The following is a 21,176-nucleotide window of genomic DNA, read 5'->3' as shown; positions in this document are numbered from 1 at the left end:
GCGGAGCCCTTGGGGCGCGCTCCGTCGAAAGGAGCGCGAGCAGGGGAGAGCGGTTACGGCGCGGGCGCCTGGGTGACCGGCGCCTTGGGTTCCTCGGTGAGGACGAGCACCTCGGCCCGGCGGTTGAGCTGGCGCTCCTGCTCGGTGGCGGGTTGGGCGCTCACGGGCCAGCTCGAGCCGAAGCCGCGGATCCGCACCCGCGTTGCAGGGACACCCTGGTCGAGCAGGTAGCGCCGCACGGCCTGGGCGCGCCGCAGCGACATGATCATGTTGGACGTGTCGGTGCCCTCGGTATCTGCATGCCCCTCGATGACGATGGTGGTCCCGCGGGTCTGTTCCAACAACCGTAGGACGGCCTGATCCAGCAGGGGCACCACACCCGACAACTCCGCGTTGCCCTGAGTGAAGTGGACCTCTCCTCGCAACACGAGCCGCTCCTGGGGGCCAGGCTGGTAGGGGCGGGGAGGCTCCCGCGGTGTCCCGTCGGCCGAGGTGTCCTGAGAATCGCCACGGGTGACGTAGAGCTCGTGGGTGCCGGCTGGACGTACCGGGTTGTCCTCCGGTGGGGGCTGGGGCTTGGCCAGGGTGAGCTGGAAATCGCGATCCGCGTTCGGGTCGATGAAGGAGATCCTGGGAGGGGGCTCGCTGCGGAAGGCAACGCCAGCGAGCACGCGGAAGAGAGGCGTTCCCAGGGCTCCGCCCACGCCGGGGCCTCCCAGCACGAAGGCATCCAACCCGACCAGCAGTGGGAAGCGCACACCGCCGAGCAGCTCCATGGACACCTGGGGTGCGAGCGTGGTCCGCAGGCCCAGCTCTCCCCGGAGCCCCTTGCCCGTCGTGGCCAGCGCGGCCCCCAGACGGATCTCGGAGGTGGCACCCTGCCTGGCTGCCTGCTCGGTGCTGGCCAGGGCGACGGACGGGCGGAACAGCACGCCCGCCTCGAGCGAGGGCTGCAGCCAGCCCAGGGTCGTGCCCACCACCATGCGAGCGTGGAAGCGAGGCCCCGCATCGCCGGCCAGTGCCAGCCCGGTGCCAACGGGCAGACCCACACCCAGGTCCGCCGACAGGTCCACGGGTTGTTGGTGACGCCGCGAGAGCAGCCCCAATCGTGCCTGGAGCATGGGAGTTCCGAGCCCCTGGGCCGCCAGCGGTGCCAGGCCCACCTGGCTCGGATCATCCCCCTGCTGCCAGAGCACGAAGGGAACCTGGGCGCTCAGCTCGAGCCATGGAAACACGCCATAGCTGGCGGCGAGCAGTCCGGTGGCCCTGTCCTGCACCACCCTCAGATCCTGCGCTCCGTCGCTCAGCACCAGGGGAAGGCGCTGGTAGTGCCCCAGGAGGCTCACGCTCAGGCCCCCGGGCACCAGCAACTCTCCGTTGCCAACCAGCAACGTACCGCGCCCCACATTCGTCTCCAGCCGCTCCAGGTCGAAGCCCGGCAACTGCTCGGTGGACTGCGCCGACGCCACCGAGCCCGCCAGCAGCGCCGCGGCCATTGATCCCCTGACAAATGAAGGTAAGCTCATGCTCAACTCGAACTTTACCGCTCTTCATGTGGGGGGAGACAAGTGCTCCGACTCAATTTCTTGGCCGCCGCTCTGTGCCTCGCGGCGCTCGCCTCCTGTGCTCCTTCGGAACCACAGGGGACGGTTTCATCGGACTCGCTGCGGCGGACGTCCACTGCGGTTGTCGACACCATCCCCTTCACCGTGAAGTGGAGTGGGGAGCGGGTGGCGGGTAACTCCTGCCTCAACTGCCGCACCGATTGGGACTACGAATGTGTGGTGAACACCGGCGGCCAAAACGACATCTCGTACCTGACGCAGACCTTCCGGGACCCATACCCCGGTGCCGTGGTGACGGGGGTCAAGGCGAAGGTGTACGGCCGACTCATAGATACAGGTGACTCAGATCGCAGGGAAACGCTCAACATCCAGCTGAATGGTCAGCCCATCGGTAGCGACTACACCTCTGCGGATGAGATGGCGTGCAGTACGACGAACAAGGATTGCGAGACGCCTTGGGAGAAAAGCGCCGCTAGCGGCAGTGCTGCCATCACCGGCTACCTCCGCAATGCTGATAATATACTGAGGGTAGGGGTCACCGGTTCAGGTAATAGCGTCAAATATTGCCTCTCGCATGTGGAACTCTACTTCACCTATCAGCCACGGACCCTTGAGGCCTTAGGCCTCACCGACGGCAGCCTGAGCTTTGGCAAGCAGAAGAACGGCACCATCAGCCGTACGCTGACCGTGAAGGTGAAAAACACCGGCGAAGCGTCTGTCAGGGCGATCACTCCCTCCATTCGCAACGCCACCGGCGGGACATTTACTCTCTCCTCGACGACACCGTTCGACCTGGGTACGGGAGCAACCAGTGCGCCGTTCTCGGTGACGTTCACGCCCACGGCTCCAGGAGGCGAGGCCTCGGGCATCCTCTCCTTCACCAGCAATGAAGCGGGCTTTCCCGCTGGCAATCCCACGCTGGACATCCCTCTCTCCGGCTTTGGAGTGGCGTCCGCTGCCGATGTGAGCCACGAATCGCTCACCTTCGCCTCACTGCGCGTGGGCCAGACCAGCACGGCGCAAACGGTGACGGTGCGCAACGTGGGCAACGTGCCCACCCCCACGTCCTCGTTCAACATCACCGGGGTTTCCATTGGCCCCGACGAGCCTTTCGACGTGACTCCGAAGACGGGATTCCCGGTCGCCGTGGTGGCGAACACCGCCGGCACGCCACTCTCCGTGACGTTCAAGCCCACGGCCGAGGGCGTGGATCAGACGGGCACCCTGACCATCTTTACCAATGACCCGGACAGGCTGGAGATCACCGTTGCCCTGAAGGGCACGGGCGTGAAGCCCACCATTGCGCTGAATCCAGACCCGGTCGTCTTCGGGCCACAGCGTGTGGGTACCATCAGCGGATGGATGCCGCTGGTGGTGCGCAATGATGGCAGCGAGCGGCTGGACGTGAGCGCCGTGGCCATCGGTAGTGGGGCGCCCTTCGAGGTGTCCTCGACGACGGCGTTCACCGTGGCGCCCGGAGCCACTCACACTGCACTCCAGGTGAGGTTCAAGCCCGTGGCCGAGGGTGTGGATCAGCTGGGCTCCCTCACCTTCACCACCAACGAACCAGGCAGGACCACGGCCATCTTCGTCCTGAAGGGCACGGGCGTGAAGCCCACCATTGCGCTCAATCCCGATCCGGTCGTCTTCGGGCCGCAGCGAGTGGATAGCATCAGCGAGTGGACGACGCTGTCGGTGCGCAATGATGGCAGCGAACGGCTGGACGTCAGCGCCGTGGCCATTGGCAGCGGACCCTTCGAGGTGTCCTCGAATGCGGGATTCTTCGTGGCGTCCGGGGCCACCTATAGTGAGCTCAAGGTGAGGTTCAAGCCCACGGCTGCGGGAGTGGACCAACCGGGCGCTCTCACCTTCACTACCAACGAGCCAGGCAGGAGCACGGCCACCTTCGTCCTGAAGGGCACGGGCGTGAAGCCCACCCTCGTGCTGGATCCAAGCCCGGTCACCTTCCTGCCGCAGCGTGTGGATACCATCAGCGACTGGAAGACGCTGTCGGTGCGCAATGACGGCACCGAACAGTTGGACGTCAGCGCCGTGGCCATTGGCAGCGGGCCCTTCGAGGTGTCGTCGAACGCGGGGTTCACCGTGGCGCCCGGGGGTACGCACACTGCACTCCAGGTGAGGTTCAAGCCCACGCTCGAGGCAGCGGACCAGCCGGGCGTCCTCACCTTCACCACCAACGAACCGCGCAGGACCACGGCCACCTTCGCCCTGTCGGGCTCGGGTGTGAGACCCCATCTCGAGGTGACTCCCGCCACGACTCCGACCAGCCCCCTCACCTTTGATGACCAGAGAGTCCTCACCACCAGCGGGCCCAAGACCGTGACGGTGAGCAATCTCACGGGAACCGGCCCCATTCGCATCACCGCCGTCTCCACCGGTAGCGATGGGATCTTCACGGTTTCCCCGTCCGATCCCTTCACGCTGGAGAAGGGAGAGAGCAGGCCGCTCTCGGTGACGTTCCGTCCCACATCCGAGACCGTGGCCTCGGGCACGCTCACCCTCGCCACGGATTACACGCCCCTTTCTACTGTCACCGTGTCCCTGTCTGGCAAGGGCATCAAGCCCACCCTCGAACTGAGCACCACGTCACTCAGCTTTGGGACCCAGGGGGTGGGATCGCCCAGCACGCCCAAGCCGGTGACCGTGCGCAACATTGGCAGTGGTACCCTTCGCATCACCTCCATCAGCGTGAGCAGTCCATCCTACAAGCTCGACTCGATGGCGCCGTTCGAGCTGACGGAGAGCAGCAGGGAGAAGACACTTTCGGTGACGTTCCAACCCCTCGCACAGGACTCGATCCCGGGGTCCATCACCCTCCGCACCAACGACCCGGAGAATGACCCGGTCACCATCTCCCTGTCTGGCAATGGGCAGACCGAGCTCAAGGTGACCCCCTCCACCATCGACTTCGAGAGTGTACGTGTGGGGGCGGTGGGCGAGCGGCAAGTGACCTTCACGAACGAAGGTCCGGTCGCCATCACGCTCACCAAGGTGTTGTTCATCTCCGACGCTCAGTTCTCCGTGGAGGGGCTCGGTACTCCGGTAGAGCTCAAGCCTGGATTTCCCAGCATCCCCCTCAAGGTGAAGTTCATTCCCACCAGAGCGGGGGATGTGAGTGCCGTCATCCGGGTGGAGAGCACCGCCAATAACAGCCCCCACACGTTGAGTGTCTCGGGGAGGGGCACCGAAGCGAGGGTGCAGCTCTCTCTTCCCATGTATCCTGGGCAGACCGCGCTCGACTTCGGAGACGTCGAGGTCTACAGCACGAAGCAGGAGATGGTGCGGCTCACGAATACTGGAGGAGCGACGCTCGATGTAACAACTGCCAAGGTCGTCAGAAGGCTGTCAGATGGTGGTACCGTCGTTTCCACAATTCCTTTCGAATATCGCGGCCCCAGCACGCGCAGCGACATTGCGCCTGATGGCGGGTACATCGAGTTTCCGGTGGCCTTCACACCTCCGGAGAATGCCGCTTTCTCCGCGACCCTCGTCATCAACTCGAACGCCGTCAACAATCCGGTGGAGCTCCCCCTGATTGGCAACGGCGCCGCTGCGCATCTCGAGCTGTCCAGGAGCTCCATTGCGTTCGGCACTCAGCGCCTGGGGGCGGCCAGCCCAACCCAGCGGGTGTTCATCACGAACCGAGGCAAGGCCGCGCTCAAGATCCAAGGGTTCTCCTTCACGAACTCGGATTTTGCCGTCTCGTCTCCCACACCCCTTCCTTCTCCAAGCTCCCCCATCGTGGTCCCTGGGGATGGAGGAACACTTGCAGTCGACTTGAGGTTCACGCCAACGGCGCTGGGCGTCGTGCGTGGCAGCCTGACGGTCCTCAGCAATGCCATTGACTCGGTCTCGTCTCTGTCATTGGAGGGAACGGGTCTCGACGGAGCCATCACTGTGGTGGAGCCCACCACCGATATCAACTTCGGGGGGGTGGCGGTGGGTTCCTCTTCCCCAAAGGCGCTGGTGAGAGTCAAGAATACGGGCGATTTCCGGTTGACGCTCATCAGCGCGGGGATCAAGGACCCATCAGAGGATAACCCATTCATCATTACGGGATTCAATAGTGGGTTGACGCTGTATCCGGGGGATGTGCACGAATTCTTCGTGACGTTCAGGCCCCTCGTGAACGGCTATCAGAGTGCACTCGTTACCATCCAGAGCGACTCCTGGCTCAATCCCCAGCGCAGTCTGACGGTGTTGGGCACGGGCGAGGGCGCTGAGGTGGAGTTGCTCCGCTCGAGCATCAACTTTGGCAAGGCCAATGTGGGGCAGTCCGCCCCGCAGACATTGTCAATCAGGAACAGGGGCGTGAGGACTCTGGACATCCATGAAATCTCCTTCGAAAAGAAAACCGTCCTGGATGGAGGGATCGCGGGAACCGATGATATGTCGCTGGATTTCAACGCTGGCCGCACTGCCGACGGCGGTAGTATCTTCTCGGGGTCGGGGTCGGTGTTGTTGGAGCCCGAGGCCAGCATTGTTATCGATATGAAGTTCTCCCCGACAGCGGTGGGCCTGCGGGAGGCCAGAGGCGTCATTACGTCGAACGCCAAGACCGTCAGGTTCGACGTCACGGGTCAGGGGACTTCGCCCATCCTGAAGGCGGAGCCTGCGAAGCTGGTGATTTCAGGTGTCCTTTTGGATAACACCTCCACAGCCCAGCAAATCAAGATCACCAACGATGGTGACGGTCCGGTCGACCTCAATGGTATAACGCTGACCCAGACGGGCAGTGCATTCACGCTGACGCATTCCAGCGTGCCCATTCGCCTGGATCCAAAGGCAGTCGAGACGTTGCTGGTGACATTCAGGCCGACCGAGGCGCAGCCATCGGCCGTGGCCCAGTTGCTCGTGGAGCCAAGCCTCTCAAGCGTACCGCGTATCTTGATTCCCATTGAAGGGAGAGGGGTCACTCAGCCCATCACCGTGGAATCGGAGTTGGATTTCGGACAGCAGCTCATCGGGAGCACTTCTCTCCCGCACACCCTGCACATCTCCAATAATACGGAGAACATCATCAGTCTCACGGGTGCGACGGTGGTGGCGGGAACGGGTTGTGCGCAGTTCAAACCGGAGCCACTGCCAACGACGTCGGTCGAGTTGGTTAACGGTGAACCGGTGCCTCTGAATGTGACCTTCAGACCGCTGGACCAGAGCGATGTGAATTGTGTGCTGCGGCTCTCCTTCAGTCAGGGGCGGCCGATAGATGTCGCTCTGCATGGGAAGGGAATCCCGACGGTACTTTCCATCAATCCCTCGCCCCTGGATTTTGGTGGAGTTCGTATTGGAACCGGTGCACGGGAGGAGCCGATCACCCTGCTGAATCTGAGCAGTGATCCGATCACCCTCGCAAAGCCGGAGGTGCAATTCCCCAAGGGCGAACCCTTCCTCTTTGACTGGGCTTCTTTGGAGGGCCTGGTGCTCCAGCCCGGAGTGCCTGTCGTCAAGAAGGTGAAGTACGAGCCCATGACGGAGTCCTTTTCCGACGCTACCGTGTATTTCGGTACGACCATTCCGCTGAAGCCTCGGGCCGTGGAATTCAAGCTGCAGGCCAGGGCGACCAGAAGTGTCCTCAGTGCCGATGTGACCCATCTGGATTTTGGCAGGGTGGGGTTGACCGCGCAGGCTCAGACCAAGACCGTCACCGTCACCAACAAGTCAGCCCAACCCCAGCGTGTGTTGGTGAAGTTGAAAGCGATCGAGGCGTCTGCTTTTGCCTTCAACTCGAGTGGTTTGTCAGAGGCCATTCCGCCAGAGGCAAGCGCGACCTTCTCGGTGGCCTTTGATCCCGACAAGGTGGGCGAGGCCGAAAACGAGGTACAGGTCTGGGTGCAGGACGCCACCGAGCCCGAGTTGCAGATACCCGTGACGGGATTTGGCCAGAATCTGACCGGCTCGGGCAGTGGCTGCTCCTGCAGCAGCACCGAGGCGGGAAGCGCGGGGATGCTGATGCTGCTGGCGTTGGTGGGCCTCGGCTCGCGGCGCCGGAAGCGCGAGTAGCCGGATGAGCTTCGACGTCAGGAAGATCCTCGAACAGCTCGAGACCGGCACCCCCGCTGACACGGGGGTGCCGGTCTGGCAGCAGCAGAGCTGGGAAGATCCGGAGGGTTTCGCCGCCGCGCTGGCCGTGGCCCATGTGGGCCGCGGCGCCCCGCTCAAGAGCCGCGCGGGGCAGCACTACGACTTCTTCCACGACCTCGTCGTCCGCCACGGCAACACGGACCGCGTGGCCCTGCGCAGCTACGATCGAAGGAGCGGCTGGCAGGTGCTGAGCTACCGCCAGTTGCACGAGCAGGCCTCGCGGCGGGCCACCGACTGGGCACGGCAGGGCGTCAAGGCCGGCGCCAAGGTGTGCCTGGTCTATTCCGTCGGGAGCGAGCTGCTCATCTCGCTCGCGGCCGCCCTGGGCCTGGGAGCCTGCATCAGCTTCCTGCCACCTCAGGGGCGGCGCTTCATCTCACGCCGCCTGGCCGAGCTGGCGCCGGATCACATCGCCGCCGAGCCGCACCAGGTGCTCCTGTTGGGGGGGTTCGAGAAGAAGCTGCTCAACAACCAGGGGCAGGCCGCTCCTGCCTTCACCTCGCACACCTACAAGCCGGCCGAGCCGGTGGGCCTGCTCTTCTCGCCCCTGGTGGAGCCGCCCGGCATGCCGGCGCCGCTCCTCGCGGAGGACGCCTGGCGTGGGGCGCTGGTGGACGGGCTGCTCACCTTCGGTATCGGTCCCGGGGAGCATCTGGCCGCGCCTGGCTACCACCCGCTGCAGCACCTGCCGGCCTTTCTCTTCACCACGCTGTTGCGTGGGGCCACGTACCTCCACCTCGAGCTGCCGGACATCGAGGCCAATCCCGCGCTGCTCACCGAGCACCCGGTGCGTGCGCTCGGCGTCACCCCCGCGCTGCGGGACCTGCTGTTGCGCACCCGCACGCAGCTCAAGAACGTGGCCCACTGGTTCCGCAACCCCGAGGAGCCCATCGACTGGCAGTCCTGGCGCGCCTGGGTGAAGCAGTGCGGGCTGTCCACGGTTCCATCCTCCAACGTGCTCGTGGATCCCTCCGCTGGGGGCGCGGTGCTCGTCTCCCCGCGGCGGGTGCGGGATGTGCACACGGAGGCCCCTCCCGCTCCGGGACGCCGCTGGGCGCTGCACGACGTCAACATGAGCGGCCAGGAGGCGCCGGGAGATCTGGGCGTCTTCACCCTGCTGCCCGACAAGGAGCGGCCGCCCGCCTACCTGGTCCTCACGCGCTCCTATGGCCTGTACCACTACGGAGGACCGCGCACGGCGAGGAGGGAAGGGCGTGTCTACCCGGCCGTCGAGGTCGCCGAGGCCGTGCAGGAGCTGGCGTTCGTGCGGGGCGCCGCCGTGGTGCCTGCTCCCACGGGCGGTGTGGCCGGCCATTACCGCTACGTGCTGCTCGTCTTCACGGGAGCCCAGGCCCAGCAGACGAACGTGTGGTTGCAGGAGATCCGCCGCTGCCTCGAGCTCCAGCTCGGGGCGGAGCACCTGCCTGATCGGACCGAGCTCGTCCCCCTCTATCCTCGCAAGGTGGACGGGCAGGTGGACGAGGCCTGGTGCCACACGCAGTACCTGACGGGGGCGCTGCACCGGAAGAGCTCGGATCCGCTCTTCCAGTCTCTGACCGTGCTGCGAGGCCACCTGCTGGAAAAAGGAGGGCCGGGTGTGTGACGATGGTGCGCCGCGCCAACCCTCGCCACGGAGTGCACCATGGGAGTCCAGGTTGTCATGGGGGCCATGCTGCAGTGCAGTTTCGGAGCGGCTCCCTCGTCGCTGGTGGTGCTCCCCACCAACAAGATCCTGGCCACGACACCCGCGGCCAACATCATGGACAACAAGCCCATGATGAACATCATGCCCTTCGGCATGTGCATGTCCATGGCCAACCCCATGGTGGCGGCGGCGACCGCGGCGGCCATGGGGGTGCTCACGCCCATGCCGTGCGTGCCCGCCACGGCAGCTCCCTGGGCGCCGGGTTGCCCCAAGCTGCTGATCGGCAACATGCCGGCCGTGGACAGCAACTGCAAACTCATGTGCAACTGGGGCGGCGTCATCCAGGTCGTCTCCCCTGGCCAGTTCACGGTGCAAGATGGCTGAGTCCGCGAAATCCCTTCCTCCTCCTCCCCTCCAGCCCAACCTGCTGGACAAACTCCTGGATGCCGAGGCGCCAGACCTCGAGAGCTCGGATGACCGGCTGGAGAAGGTCAACGGCCTGGTGTCCAAGAGCGCCTACCTCGATGCGGCGCGGGCCGCCGAGGCGCTGCTGCGCCAGGGCCTCTACGACGTGCGGCTGGTGGGCCCCTATCTCCTCGGCGTCTTCGTCGAGGGGGGCTTGGAGGCGATGCCCGCCGTCTTCCAGGGGCTCTCCCGCACGCTGCTGATCAACTGGCAGTACTTCGGACCCCGCGAGCGCAAGGACGTCTTCGCCGATGGGGGCCTGCGCTGGATGCTCAAGGTGCTCAACAAGCACCTCGAGCACCACGAGCGCCTCAAGGACGAGACGTGGCAGCGCTGGAGCGCTCCCACCAACCGCGAGCCCCTGGAGCAGGCGCTCACGCTCAGCGAGGAGATCTTCTCCGCGTTTGGCAGGGCGATGCCGCGCAACGGCTGTGAGGCCCCGTTCCGCCGCCTCACCCAGTGGCTGGAGGGCCACCTGCAGTCGCTGCCTTCCCCAGCCCCGCTGGAAGAGCCCGAGCCCGAGGAGCCCGCTGAAGAGCCCGAGGCCATGGAGGAGGAGGCCCAGGCCCCGTCACGGCCAGCCAGGCCCGTGCGCGCCGCCGCCGCGTCGGCCGGCCCCACCATGCCCGTCTCGCCCGCGCTGGCCCAGCTGATGCTCAAGCTGGCCGCGTTCGACACCCTCGTCGCGCGTCAGGACTTCCAGCGCGCCAGCGTGGTCGCGGCCGACGTGCTGAACGTGGTGGAGCACTTCGATCCGCGCGTGTACCTGCCCGCGCTCTTCTCCCGCTTCTTCGCCGGGCTGAGCACGAACGCGGAGCAGGTGGAGCCGCTGCTGCAGAGCACCGAGACGCTGTCCTTCCGCGCGCTGGATCAGCTCTACCGGGTGGACCTGGAGACCTTCCTCGCGCAGGGCACGGGGACGGATGGGGGAGGGGAGTAGGCCATGGACGTCGCGCTCGAGCGGCGCATCCGCGAGCGCATCCGCGGCTTCGATGTCCCGGCGCTGCTGGACGTGTTGAACGCGTCCGGCTACGGCGACGCGGAGATCGAGTACCGCAGCCACCGCACCACCGTGCACCAGTCCCACCTGGTGCACGACATCCAGTTCATCCACCAGCCGAGCAAGCGCATCATCATCACGGTGAACGTGGGCCTGCTCAGCGCGCAGTCCCCACTGCCGTCCTTCATGATGCAGACGATGGATCAGCTCGACCATGATCGGCTCGAGCGCTTCATCGGCTTCTTCGATCACCAGCTGCTGCGCGAGTGCTTCGCGGGGTTGTACCCGGAGCGTGAAGGCGCCCTGCTGCCCGGGTGGCCGGAGGCGGCGAAGGACCGGTTGCGCCTGATGCGCCCCACCTGCCAGAGCACCCTGCATTGGCTCTTCCGCAAGGTGTTTCCCGAGACGGAGCTGTCGGTGCGCCGCGACGTGCGCCAGCAGCGGGTCGCCGCGCCCGAGATGCGGCTGGGGGCCAGTGCGCTCGGCGAGGGCGGCGCCATGGGCGGCTTCGCTTCCATCCCCACGGGTGGCATGGAGGTGAGGATCTTCGCCGACGAGCCCATCTGCAGCAGCGGCGTTCCCTGGGCCATCGAGGCTCGCCGCCGCCTCGAGAAGGATCTGCTGCCGCTGCTCTCCGAGACGGTGCTGATGCTCACCGTGATCCTCGTGCTGCGCGATCAGGAGGGCTTCCTGCGCATCGAGCGCCAGAGCCACCTGGGCTACGATCCGCTGCACGGAGCCCCGGTGGAGACCCGACAGGTGCTCCTGTTTTCGGGTGACACGACACGTTCTTCCTCGCTTGGCAGCTCGTGAGGCGGGGGAACCTCCCTTGACCCCTGCAATCGCTTCTCCTTAAAGTGCCGATCTAGAACACAGCGGGCTGTGTCCTGCGGTGGTGGGGGGAGGCGCAGGGGGCTTCCAGGGATGCAGACCGCTCGGTGTAAGGAGAAGCCGTGCCCATCCAGGACAAGCTGCCCAAGTCTCGTATTACGCTCGTCTACCGCACCAAGATCAACGGCCAGCCGGAGGACGTGAAGCTGCCCTTCCGCGTCGTGGTGCTTGGTGATTTCTCGCAGGGGAGCTCCAAGGACCGGCAGCAGGAGCTGGACGAGCGCGCCATGCGCTCGGTCACCGGCTCCAACATCAACGAGCTGATGAAGGACATGGGGATGTCCATCTCCTTCGAGGTGGACGACAAGGTCAGCGCGGATGGCGAGGGGAAGATGCAGGTCGAGCTGCCCATCGACCGCATGAAGTCCTTCCACCCGGACGAGATCGTCCACCACGTGCCCAAGCTCAAGGCGCTGATGCTGCTGCGCAAGCTCCTGATGGAGATGCAGTCGGACATCGACAACCGCAAGGAGCTGCGCCGCACGCTCTACGAGCTGTTCTCCAACAAGGAACAGCTGCAGAAGCTCCTGGAGAGCGACGAGCTCAAGAGCTACGCGTCCATGCGCCTGCCCACGCCGGCCAAGCCTCAGTCCGCTCAGCCCGCGCTCGCCGCCGGCACCTCGGCCGCCAAGGCCTGATCCCTCCACGCACAATTCTCCACGCCGAGGAACCATTTCCCCATGGCCGTCGAAAAAAATTACCTGAATGAGCTGTTCAAGGTCCGCGGGCTCGACATGCCCACCAGCGCCTCGCCGATGATCGGCACGGGCCTGGTGCCCGCCACCGCCAACGAGGTGCAGGTCCCGGGCGACGAGCGCTTCATGTCGTCGCTGGCCGCGCTGCTCTACAACGTCGAGCCCGTCAAGGACGAGGCGGGGCAGATCCGCTTCGACAAGGGCGAGGTGCTCAACGCCGTCGCGCGCATCGATAGCCTCATCGAGGCGCAGCTCAACGAGATCCTCCACCACGAGAAGTTCCAGCAGGTGGAGGCCTCCTGGCGCGGTCTCGAGGACCTCGTCAACAACACCAACTTCCAGGCCGACATCACCATCGACATCATGGATGTGGCCAAGGAGGAGCTGGCCGAGGACTTCGAGAAGAACTCGAGCAGCCTCTTCTCCAGCGCCCTCTTCGACAAGGTCTACATCAAGGAGTACGACCAGTTCGGCGGCCGTCCCTACGGCGTCATGCTGGGCCTGTACGACTTCACCGCCTCGCGCGCGGACCTCACCTGGCTGGAGCGCATGGGCACGGTGGCCAACGCGGCGCACTGCCCCTTCATCGCCGCCGCCAGCCCCAAGTTCTTCGACTGCGACAGCGTCGAGCAGCTCGAGTCGCTCAAGAACCTGGACGGCGTGCTGAGCCACCCGCGCTACAGCAAGTGGCACGAGCTGCGCGACAAGGAAGAGGCCGCCTACATCGGCCTGACGCTGCCGCGCTACGTGGTGCGCCTGCCGTGGGATCCGGAGAGCAACCCCTGCGAGGTGCTCAACTTCAAGGAGGACGCCCAGGGTGACTCCAAGAAGTACCTGTGGGGCAACACGGCCCTCCTGATGGGCCGCAACCTGGTGAAGGCCTTCGAGCTGTCCGGCTGGTGCCAGTCCATCCGTGGCCCCAAGAGCGGCGGTCTCGTCACCGGGCTGCCGGTGGACGCCTTCACCATGCGCGGCCAGAAGATGATCCAGGCGCCGGTGGAGATCGCCATCCCGGACTACCGCGAGTACGAGTTCGCCCGCAACGGCTTCATCCCGCTGGTGTACCGCAAGTCCACGGGTGAGGCGGCCTTCTTCAGCACCCAGTCCATCAAGCAGGCCAAGAAGTTCAAGGACCCCAAGGACTCCGAGAACTCGCAGCTCGTCACCAACCTGGCCTACACCTTCTCCATCACGCGCCTGGCGCACTACATCAAGAGCATCCAGCGCGACAACATCGGCAGCACCGCCGATGCCGGCTACGTGCAGCGGCAGATCGAGTCGTGGCTGTCGGGTTACGTCACCACGATCACCAACCCGGACGACCTGACGCTGCGGCGCTTCCCGTTCAAGTCCGTCGCCGTGCAGGTTGAGGCGCGCCCCGGGGAGATTGGCTGGTATGATTGCAAGGTGGCCGTGCTTCCGCACATCCAGTTCGAAGGCCTCAATGTGGAGCTGATGTTGGAGTCCCGCCTGGGATGACCAGGCCCCCGTCGTAGTCCCCATTCAATCAAGCGAAGGAGGGCGAAATGCCTCAGTACGCCAAGTCCCTGGACATCTATCAGGGTTTCAACTTCAAGAAGGACAAGCAGACGCCGGTGGGCTACATCACCAAGCTGATGGTGGGTGATGTGGAGCTGGCCGCCGACCAGACGACGATCAAGGATCCGGAGCAGCCGGGTGCGGATCTCGGCACCAAGGTGGTGGGCGTGCTCAGCCACTACCTCTGGGAGACGGGCACCACGGACGCCATGTACCTGTCCGCTCAGATCTCCACGGCCAACAAGCAGTCCCTGGCGGCCAAGCTGCTGACCGACTGGACCAACATGGAAGTCACCTTCAACTACGTGGTCTTCGAGTACGACCCGAAGGAGAAGAAGTACTTCAAGTCCAACCACTCGGATGCGGAGCTCAAGGGCATCCTGGAGAAGAACGGCAACGACCTGAACCTGACCGTGGCGGATGACCCGTCGCGCGAGGTGCAGTCGCCCGAGAACTTCACCCTGCAGGTCGGCATCAAGCCGCAGACCCAGGAGCAGGTGGTGCACATGGCCACGGGCGTGGGCAAGAACCTCTCCAAGCAGTGGGGCATCACCTCGGCGTAGTCACCGCGCGCCAGCCACCCGCCGGACCTCTGGCAGGAGGACGCATTCCTCCTGCCAGGGTGATGGGGAATGCGCGCTGGAGTCCCGCCTGGGAGGGGCTGGAGAGCCTCCAGCGAGACGGCCTCTTTGACCCTTCACCCCAGGAATCCATCACCATGCAGCACCACAAGCTCGCGCGGGTCCGCTGGCAGGTTGGCCAGACGCTCCTTCCCGAGCACTTCCGCGCCCAGGACGAGGCCCTCTCCGCCGAGGCGCGGCTGCACGCCGGGCTGTCCGGGCTGCCCCAGACGGGCATCGCCTCGCTCGCGTGGAGTGAAGCCCTCCTGGCCGAGGGAAGCCTCTCCATCTCTTCACTGACCGCCGTCCTGCCCGGAGGCTTCCTGGTGGACGTGCCGGGCAATGCCGCCCTGCCATCCTTCTCGCTGGAGGCCACCGGGCGCGCCGAGGTCACCGTCTTCCTGCACCTGCTGGAGGACACGCGTGGCACCGAGGGCGTGCCGCTCTACGCGGACGAGCCGCCCAATGTGCAGCGCGTGCTGCGCAAGCTGCAGCTCTCCAGCGAGCAGTCCGTGGACCGGGCCCTCTCCTCGCTGGAGCTGGTGTCCTTCTCCAAGAACCTCGATGGCTCCTGGCGCCCCGCGACGCGGAAGGTGCCGCCGCTGCTGCTGGTGGGGCCCAATCCCTTCCTCAACGCGCTGCTCGCCGAGCTGGACCTGTTGCTGGAGAAGGCGCACGGCCAGCTCCGCACGCTCCTGCTGGACAGCTACCAGCGCGGTGAGCGGCTCGCGAGCGCCCGCCGCACCCTGCTCGAGGTGCACCGCCTGCAGGCCCTGCGCACCGACATGCGCAACGGCATCAGCCCCCACCCGTACGTCTTCTTCGCCGCCCTGCGCCAGTTCTACTTCGAGGTGTGCTGCTACCTGGAGCTGGAGCCCACCGGCGAGATGCCCACCTACCTCCATGATGATCCCGCCGAGGGGCTGTGGGGGTGGATGACGCTGCTCAACCGGGCCTTCCGCCCCGAGGACACGCGGCTCACCTACAAGCCCTTCGACCAGAAAGAAGGGCAGTTCGTCCTCTCGCCCCTGCCCGCGCTGGAAGAGGGCATGCAGAGCGAGCTGTACCTGCTGGTGCGCAGTGAGGACCCCAGCCAGCCTCCGTCCATGGAGGGCGTGAAGGTGGCGAGCCCCTCCCGGCTGCCCGCGGTGCGCCGGCTGGCGCTCCGGGGTATTCCCTTCCAGCACGTGCCGCACCCCGCCTTCCCCCACGCCTTCGGCCCGGAGATCTCCTGGTACAAGCTGTCGATGGGGGAGGAGTGGCAGTACGCCCAGCGCGACAACGGCATGGCCTTCTACGCCACCCCGGCGCTCCAGGGCACGCAGGTCTTCCTCTTCTGGCGCAGGGCTTGAGATGGCACGCCCCTCCTTCCTCGACAAGTTCACCAGCCCCTGGCAGCGCTCGGGCTCCGGCCAGGGCGAGCTGGCGCTCGTGCGGCAGAACCTGGAGTCCGTGCTCAACACCAAGGAAGGCTTTGGCTACTTCGTCCAGGGCTTCGGGGTGGGGCGCTACACGGAGAAGTTCGGCACCCGGGACCTGATGGCGACACTCGCCGGCGAGCTGCTGCACTCGGTGCGGCAGTTCGAGTCGCGCCTGGAGGAGCCGGAGCTGGAGTTGCGCGGCCGCGACTCCGGCCTGTGGCTTCACTTCGTGCTCACCGGCCAGCTCAACGGCGCGCCCTGCACGCTGCGGCTCCTCTTCCATACCGTGAGCGGCCGGGTCCGGGTGGAAGAGGACGAGGAGGGGTGATGGAGCACACCTTCGACGAGCGCCTTGCGGTCACGCTCACGCTCACCATCGCCGGCAAGGCCCACGAGATCATCGCCGGCAGCATCAAGCGCTTCGCGCTGGAGCTGTGGAGCTGGGGGCTGGAAGGCGAGGTGGAGTTCCTGCTGACGGACAACTCGGCCCAGGGTGGCAAGGAGAAGGACGCGCTGCTCGCGGACTTCATCAAGCCGGACCTGGTCGAGGTGACCGTCGAGGTGAAGGCCGTGCTCGCCGAGGCCTCGGCCCGGCCGTCCCATACCGCGCTGAAGGTGCAGGGGCTCGTCACCGACAAGACGCTCGTCGAGGAGGTCGTCCCCACCACCAGCGGCGCTTCCGTCATCCTCCACCGGCGCTATGGCATCCGCTTCCAGGACGCCGCGCGGGTGCTGTGGCGCCAGCACTACCCCTGTGCCCTCTACACCTCGAAGACGCTCAAGGACGTGCTGGAGGCGCACAAGGGCGACAAGATCCGCCTCGCCTACGACTGGGACGCGGGCCTGGGCACCTCGCACTCCATCATCTTCGTGGGGTTGAATCCCGAGGGCGGTGCCAGCTTCTACGACTGGGTGCTCTGGTACGTGCACGGCCACCGGGGCGTGTGGACGTACGACTACGCGACGCAGGGCTACAAGTTCGCGGCCGCCAAGGACACCTCGGGCACGCCGCTGAAGCTGGTGGATGAGAACCTGCAGGGGCTGGAGGTGCTGCTGCCCGAGGTCATCCGCCACGACGTGACGGTGCTCAACGCCACGGCCGAGAGCCCCCAGACCCAGCCCGTGACGCAGAAGCAGGCCGTCGCCGGCATCCGCCAGGACGTGCTGCTGTGCACCCCCATCTCGGACGACGTGCAGGCCCGGGTGGACCTGGAGACGGCGCGGCTGAAGTGGCGCAGCCCGGAGATGGAGCTGGTCTGGCGCTCCTTCCCCGAGAAGACGTTCGCCCCCGGGGCCCTGGTGAAGCTGCCGGACAACGCGGCCTGGGGCGCCGCGGGCCTGACGGCGGGTGAGCCCCTCCGCGTCCGCAGCCTGCACCTCTCCGGGGAGGTGTCGGACGAGCAGGGCCAGGAAGAGGTCTACAACGATTCCAACGCGCTCTTCTCCTTCCGCATGAGCACCCGGCTGGAGCGCAAGGACGATCCCTACGTGGATCTGCCCGCCTGGCAGCCCCCGGCCTACCCGCGCTACGTGGAGGGCTTCATCGTCAGCGAGCAGGGCGCCGACAAGGACGAGACCTGGCAGGCCTACACCGACTCGAAGACGTCCCTGGACGGGTACAAGGTGAAGATCCCTCTCTTCGCCGATCAGATCATCCCCGCTCCCTTCAACCCCAACCTGCTGCCGGGCCACTTCTACTTCCCCGCCTACAAGGGCGAGCGGGTGCTCGTGGCGCTCGGCTTCCAGACCGCGTGGATCAAGCGCTTCCTGGACTGGCGCACCGGCGCGCGCATGCCCCAGGACGGGCAGGGCGTGCAGTTGCTGGTGGGGAAGACGCCCGAGAATGGCACCGCGCTCAAGCATTTCTACACGGACGACAAGCCCGTGTTCCTCATGCAGCGCACCAACGCCAAGGACACGCAGAAGATCCAACTAGACGAGGGCACGCTGCTCATCCAGGTGAAGGAAGAGCCGTCGTGACGCGCGGGGCGCCCCGGCACCCCACCAGGAAGGCGAGGAACCATGGGCAAGCTCGTCTGCACCGTTGAGCTGGACAAGGAGAAAGGCGTCACCGTAAAGGTGGAGAACGCCGACGACCAGATCACCCAGACGGTGGTGATGGATGGCACGAGCATCACCATCACGGTGAAGGGCTCCGAGGAGACGAGCACCTACGTCCAGAAGCAGGACAGCGTCACGATCACGTGCAAGGATTTCACCGTGGACGCCACCGGGACGCTCACCCTCAAGTCGGCCAAGGCCTCGAGCTGGGCGAGCCAGGACATCCTCAAGGTCGAGAGCACCAAGGACATGACCTTCACCTCCAGCGCCAAGCTCACCCAGAGCGCCACGCAGGACGCCGCCTTGTCCTCCAATGCCAAGGTGGCCATCGAGGCCGCCACCAACCTCGATCTCAAGGGCATGCAGACGAGCTTCACGGCCACTGGCGGCGACAACAAGATCGAGGGCGTCAACCTGAAGATGGCCGGCAAGGCCCAGGCGGAGCTGGCCGCCCCCATGATCAAGGTGGCCGCCCAGGCCAAGCTCGGCCTCGAGTCCTCGGGCATGGCCGACCTCAAGGGCTCGATGACCACCGTCGGCGGCTCGCTCGTGAAGCTGGGATGATGAGGGTGCGGTGAGCGATTCGTCGGAGCGGGTGTACCTGGACTACCTGAACGAGCTGGATGCGCTCGAGCGCTTCCGGCAGCGTTTCCTGGGCTCGTACCCCACCGTGCCCATGGACCGGGAGGATCCGCACGTGCGGCGCCTCATCGAGTCCATGGCCTTCTTCTCGGTGCAGACGCGCCTGGCCACGCAGCACAACCTGCGCTCCACCTGGCTGCGGTTGTTCTCCGCCTTCTTCGACTTCCTGCTGCAGCCGCTGCCCGCGGTGGCGCTGGTGCAGGCGCTGCCGGCGGAGAAGATGACCGAGACGGTGGTGCTCACCCGGGGCACCGAGCTGCGGCTGTCTCCCGCCCACGGGGTATCCGGCGCCTTCCGCACCCGCCGTCACCTGCGCATCCTCCCCATCTCCTCCGCGGGCACCGAGGTGGTGCGCCTGCCGGACGGGCGCTGGCGGCTCATCCTCCGCTACGAGTCCAGCTTCCCGCGCCGGGATCCGGTGGGCCTCTTCAGCCTGCTCGTGCGCCACCTGGACGAGTACCGTCCCTCCCTGGCCGTCTTCCACGCGCTGCGCCAGCACCTCACCCAGGTGGGCGTGGTGTACGACGCGCCGGCCAACGAGTCCTCCCAGCCCCTGCCGTGCGAGTTCTCCCTGGGCACCGCCCCCGGTGAGCTGGATGACGCGGGCGCCTACGAGCACCCGCTGCAGCGCGTGCGTGCCTTCTTCCAGATGCCCGAGCAGGGGCTCTTCCTCCACGTGTCGGTGCCCTCGCACCGCAAGGAGTGGACGCGCTTCAGCCTGTGCCTGGACCTGGACAAGTCCTGGTCGGTGGGCCGCTCGAGCTACCCGGACTTCCTCCACCCCTTCGTCGTGCCGGTGGAGAACCTCAAGGCCGAGCCCGCCCAGCCCATCGTCACCGACGGCACCCGCTCCGAGTACCCCATCCGCGGCATGACCGCCGGGCGAGATCTGCAGCTGCACTCGGTCACCGGCGTGTACGTGCTGGAGAAGACGGGCCGCATGCCCATGCGCCCGGCCTTCCTCCCCGGTGATGGGCCCAGCTATGAGCTGGACGAGTCGCTCGATGAGGACCTGCGCACGCGCCACAGCCTGCTGGTGCGCATGCCCGAGGCCTTCCTGGAGCCGCGCAAGCTGCTGGTGGAAGCCCTCTGGCACCAGCCCCAGTTCGTCTCCGAGGCCGTGGGCCGGGTGGCGGTCTCCACCCCGGGCCGGCACGTGGAGGGCCTGGGCTGGCAGCTGGTGGGCCGGCTCGAGGCGCACCGCGAGAGCACGCTGCGCAACGACGTGGCGGGGTTGACCCGGCTGCTCGCCTGGAAGGTCAAGTCCACGCTCGAGCGCAACGAGCTGGCCGCGTTGCTGAGCTACCTCGGCACCCCCGCCGAGGAGCCCTTCCGCCGCGTCATCCCCTGGCTCCGGGAACTCAAGGCCACAGTGGCCCCGGATGGCGCCCTGCGGGGCTCCGGCCTGTTGCACGTCTACGAGCTGCTGCTGGAGCCCTTCGACGCGAGCGCCGAGCCCCTGGTCGCCTGCTTCCTGGAGCAGGTGCACCAGCTGCTGGAAGCGTGGAATTCTGAGGCCTCGGTGGTGCTGCGGCCCACCGTGGCGGGGGCAGGCCCCTTCCAGTTCAAGGTATCCTCATGAAACTCGAGCATTGGCAGAGCATCCTCCGGACGCACCGGCAGGTGCGCTCGTTGTTGGATCAATCCCTGCCCCCCGAGCCCGCCGCGGGCGGAGAGCGCACCGAGGTGCGGGTGGGCCTCCAGGGACTGATCCAGCTCCAGCAGTTGCTCCTGGCCGAGGTGAGCGTCCTGCAGAGGGCCCTGGGCGGCACCTACCGGGAAGAGGAGATCGACGAGGCGGTGCGCCCCTTCGTCTATCTCGTCGACGAGCTGGTGCTGCGCCGGCTCGCGGACATGGAGCAGGCCGACTGGCCCCTGCTGCAGCACAGGCTGTACGGCATCGACTCGGGCGGCGATCGCTTCTACGAGGTGGCCGACGAGAAGCTCGTCCAGCGCGGGGCCTCGCCGCTCGTCTTCGAGCTGCTGCACTTCTGCCTCACCGCCGGCTTCGAGGGCCGCTACGCGGGCAACACCGCCCGGCTGCGCGAGTACAAGGAGCGCCTGGCCGCTCGCATCCCCACGCCCGAGGCGATGCCCGCGCTCCCGCCCGCCGTGGCCCAGCAGCCCCTCGTCCACGCCTTCCCGTGGCGCTACTACGCGGTGTCCGGATTCGTGGTCGTGACCGTCCCGGTGCTACTGTGGTGGCTATCGCGATGAGGGCCGAAGCGCAGATCGTCAAGGAGCTGCAGGGGGCACGGTCACAACTGGGCCGCCTGGAGAAGATCATCCACTCCGAGCTGGGGGGGCTGAGCGCGGGCGTGGAGCCCCTGCTGGCCGAGGTGCGCGCGGGCGTGGCGGCGCTCTTCCCGGAGGCGGGGGGAACGCGGCTGGCGCCCAAGGAGCACGAGGCCCGGCACGAGAAGCTCCTGCAGTCGTTGGACGAGCTGGAAGACGTGTTGGAGGCACTCCAACTGGCCGCGCGTTCTGGACGCTCCAAGGCGAGCGCGGCTCGCGGGGGGAGATGAGC

16 protein-coding genes are annotated in these 21,176 nt (G+C 66.3%); 15 read left to right on the top strand and 1 reads right to left on the bottom strand.

Going from position 1 to position 21,176, the window contains the following annotated elements; all coding sequences use genetic code 11:
• Window positions 1-53: 53 nt before the first annotated feature.
• A complete protein-coding gene (locus tag NR798_RS25400; RefSeq protein WP_375765074.1) occupies window positions 54-1,496 on the bottom strand; it encodes an OmpA family protein in 1,443 nt (480 codons plus the stop codon).
• Between the two features lie 72 nt (window positions 1,497-1,568).
• Here NR798_RS25400 and NR798_RS25395 point away from each other — a divergent pair, with 72 nt between their 5' ends.
• The 15 genes from NR798_RS25395 to NR798_RS25325 all read left to right on the top strand — a co-directional run bounded on the left by NR798_RS25395 (window position 1,569) and on the right by NR798_RS25325 (window position 21,174).
• Entirely contained in the window at window positions 1,569-7,589 is a 6,021-nt protein-coding gene (locus NR798_RS25395; RefSeq protein ID WP_375765073.1) for a choice-of-anchor D domain-containing protein, read from the top strand.
• 4 nt (window positions 7,590-7,593) lie between these two features.
• Window positions 7,594-9,273, top strand: coding sequence for a long-chain fatty acid--CoA ligase (locus NR798_RS25390; RefSeq protein ID WP_375765072.1), 1,680 nt, complete (start codon window positions 7,594-7,596; stop codon window positions 9,271-9,273).
• Between the two features lie 39 nt (window positions 9,274-9,312).
• The gene (locus NR798_RS25385) at window positions 9,313-9,699 is read left to right on the top strand and encodes a DUF4280 domain-containing protein (protein ID WP_375765071.1); all 387 of its coding nucleotides are present in this window, start codon (window positions 9,313-9,315) and stop codon (window positions 9,697-9,699) included.
• On the top strand, window positions 9,692-10,720 hold the full coding sequence (locus tag NR798_RS25380) for a type VI secretion system protein IglI family protein (RefSeq protein ID WP_375765070.1): 1,029 nt from the start codon (window positions 9,692-9,694) through the stop codon (window positions 10,718-10,720). Before NR798_RS25385 ends, NR798_RS25380 begins: the two co-directional genes overlap by 8 nt.
• 3 nt (window positions 10,721-10,723) lie before the next feature.
• A complete protein-coding gene (locus NR798_RS25375; RefSeq protein WP_375765069.1) occupies window positions 10,724-11,593 on the top strand; it encodes a hypothetical protein in 870 nt (289 codons plus the stop codon).
• A gap of 140 nt (window positions 11,594-11,733) precedes the next feature.
• Window positions 11,734-12,309, top strand: coding sequence for a type VI secretion system contractile sheath small subunit (gene tssB / locus NR798_RS25370; protein WP_375765068.1), 576 nt, complete (start codon window positions 11,734-11,736; stop codon window positions 12,307-12,309).
• 42 nt (window positions 12,310-12,351) lie between these two features.
• The gene (gene tssC, locus NR798_RS25365) at window positions 12,352-13,845 is read left to right on the top strand and encodes a type VI secretion system contractile sheath large subunit (protein WP_375765067.1); all 1,494 of its coding nucleotides are present in this window, start codon (window positions 12,352-12,354) and stop codon (window positions 13,843-13,845) included.
• A 47-nt stretch (window positions 13,846-13,892) separates the two neighbouring features.
• On the top strand, window positions 13,893-14,468 hold the full coding sequence (locus NR798_RS25360; RefSeq protein WP_375765066.1) for a hypothetical protein: 576 nt from the start codon (window positions 13,893-13,895) through the stop codon (window positions 14,466-14,468).
• Window positions 14,469-14,623: 155 nt separating this feature from the next.
• On the top strand, window positions 14,624-15,877 hold the full coding sequence (gene tssK, locus NR798_RS25355) for a type VI secretion system baseplate subunit TssK (protein ID WP_375765065.1): 1,254 nt from the start codon (window positions 14,624-14,626) through the stop codon (window positions 15,875-15,877).
• Between the two features lies 1 nt (window position 15,878).
• Window positions 15,879-16,274: a GPW/gp25 family protein gene (locus tag NR798_RS25350; protein ID WP_375765064.1), complete on the top strand. Its 396-nt coding sequence runs from the start codon at window positions 15,879-15,881 to the stop codon at window positions 16,272-16,274.
• Window positions 16,274-17,926, top strand: coding sequence for a hypothetical protein (locus NR798_RS25345; protein WP_375765063.1), 1,653 nt, complete (start codon window positions 16,274-16,276; stop codon window positions 17,924-17,926). The genes NR798_RS25350 and NR798_RS25345 overlap by 1 nt, the downstream gene beginning before the upstream one ends.
• Before the next feature lie 42 nt (window positions 17,927-17,968).
• The gene (locus tag NR798_RS25340) at window positions 17,969-18,571 is read left to right on the top strand and encodes a hypothetical protein (protein ID WP_375765062.1); all 603 of its coding nucleotides are present in this window, start codon (window positions 17,969-17,971) and stop codon (window positions 18,569-18,571) included.
• A gap of 10 nt (window positions 18,572-18,581) precedes the next feature.
• On the top strand, window positions 18,582-20,231 hold the full coding sequence (locus NR798_RS25335; RefSeq protein WP_375765061.1) for a type VI secretion system baseplate subunit TssF: 1,650 nt from the start codon (window positions 18,582-18,584) through the stop codon (window positions 20,229-20,231).
• Window positions 20,228-20,866: a DotU family type IV/VI secretion system protein gene (locus NR798_RS25330; RefSeq protein ID WP_375765060.1), complete on the top strand. Its 639-nt coding sequence runs from the start codon at window positions 20,228-20,230 to the stop codon at window positions 20,864-20,866. The genes NR798_RS25335 and NR798_RS25330 overlap by 4 nt, the downstream gene beginning before the upstream one ends.
• The gene (locus NR798_RS25325; RefSeq protein WP_375765059.1) at window positions 20,863-21,174 is read left to right on the top strand and encodes a hypothetical protein; all 312 of its coding nucleotides are present in this window, start codon (window positions 20,863-20,865) and stop codon (window positions 21,172-21,174) included. Before NR798_RS25330 ends, NR798_RS25325 begins: the two co-directional genes overlap by 4 nt.
• Window positions 21,175-21,176 lie beyond the last annotated feature (2 nt).

Source organism: Archangium gephyra (genome assembly GCF_042230915.1).
Lineage (GTDB): Bacteria > Myxococcota > Myxococcia > Myxococcales > Myxococcaceae > Archangium > Archangium gephyra_B.
Note: the sequence above shows the minus strand (reverse complement) of the source record. Positions and strands in the feature narration are given on the sequence as shown.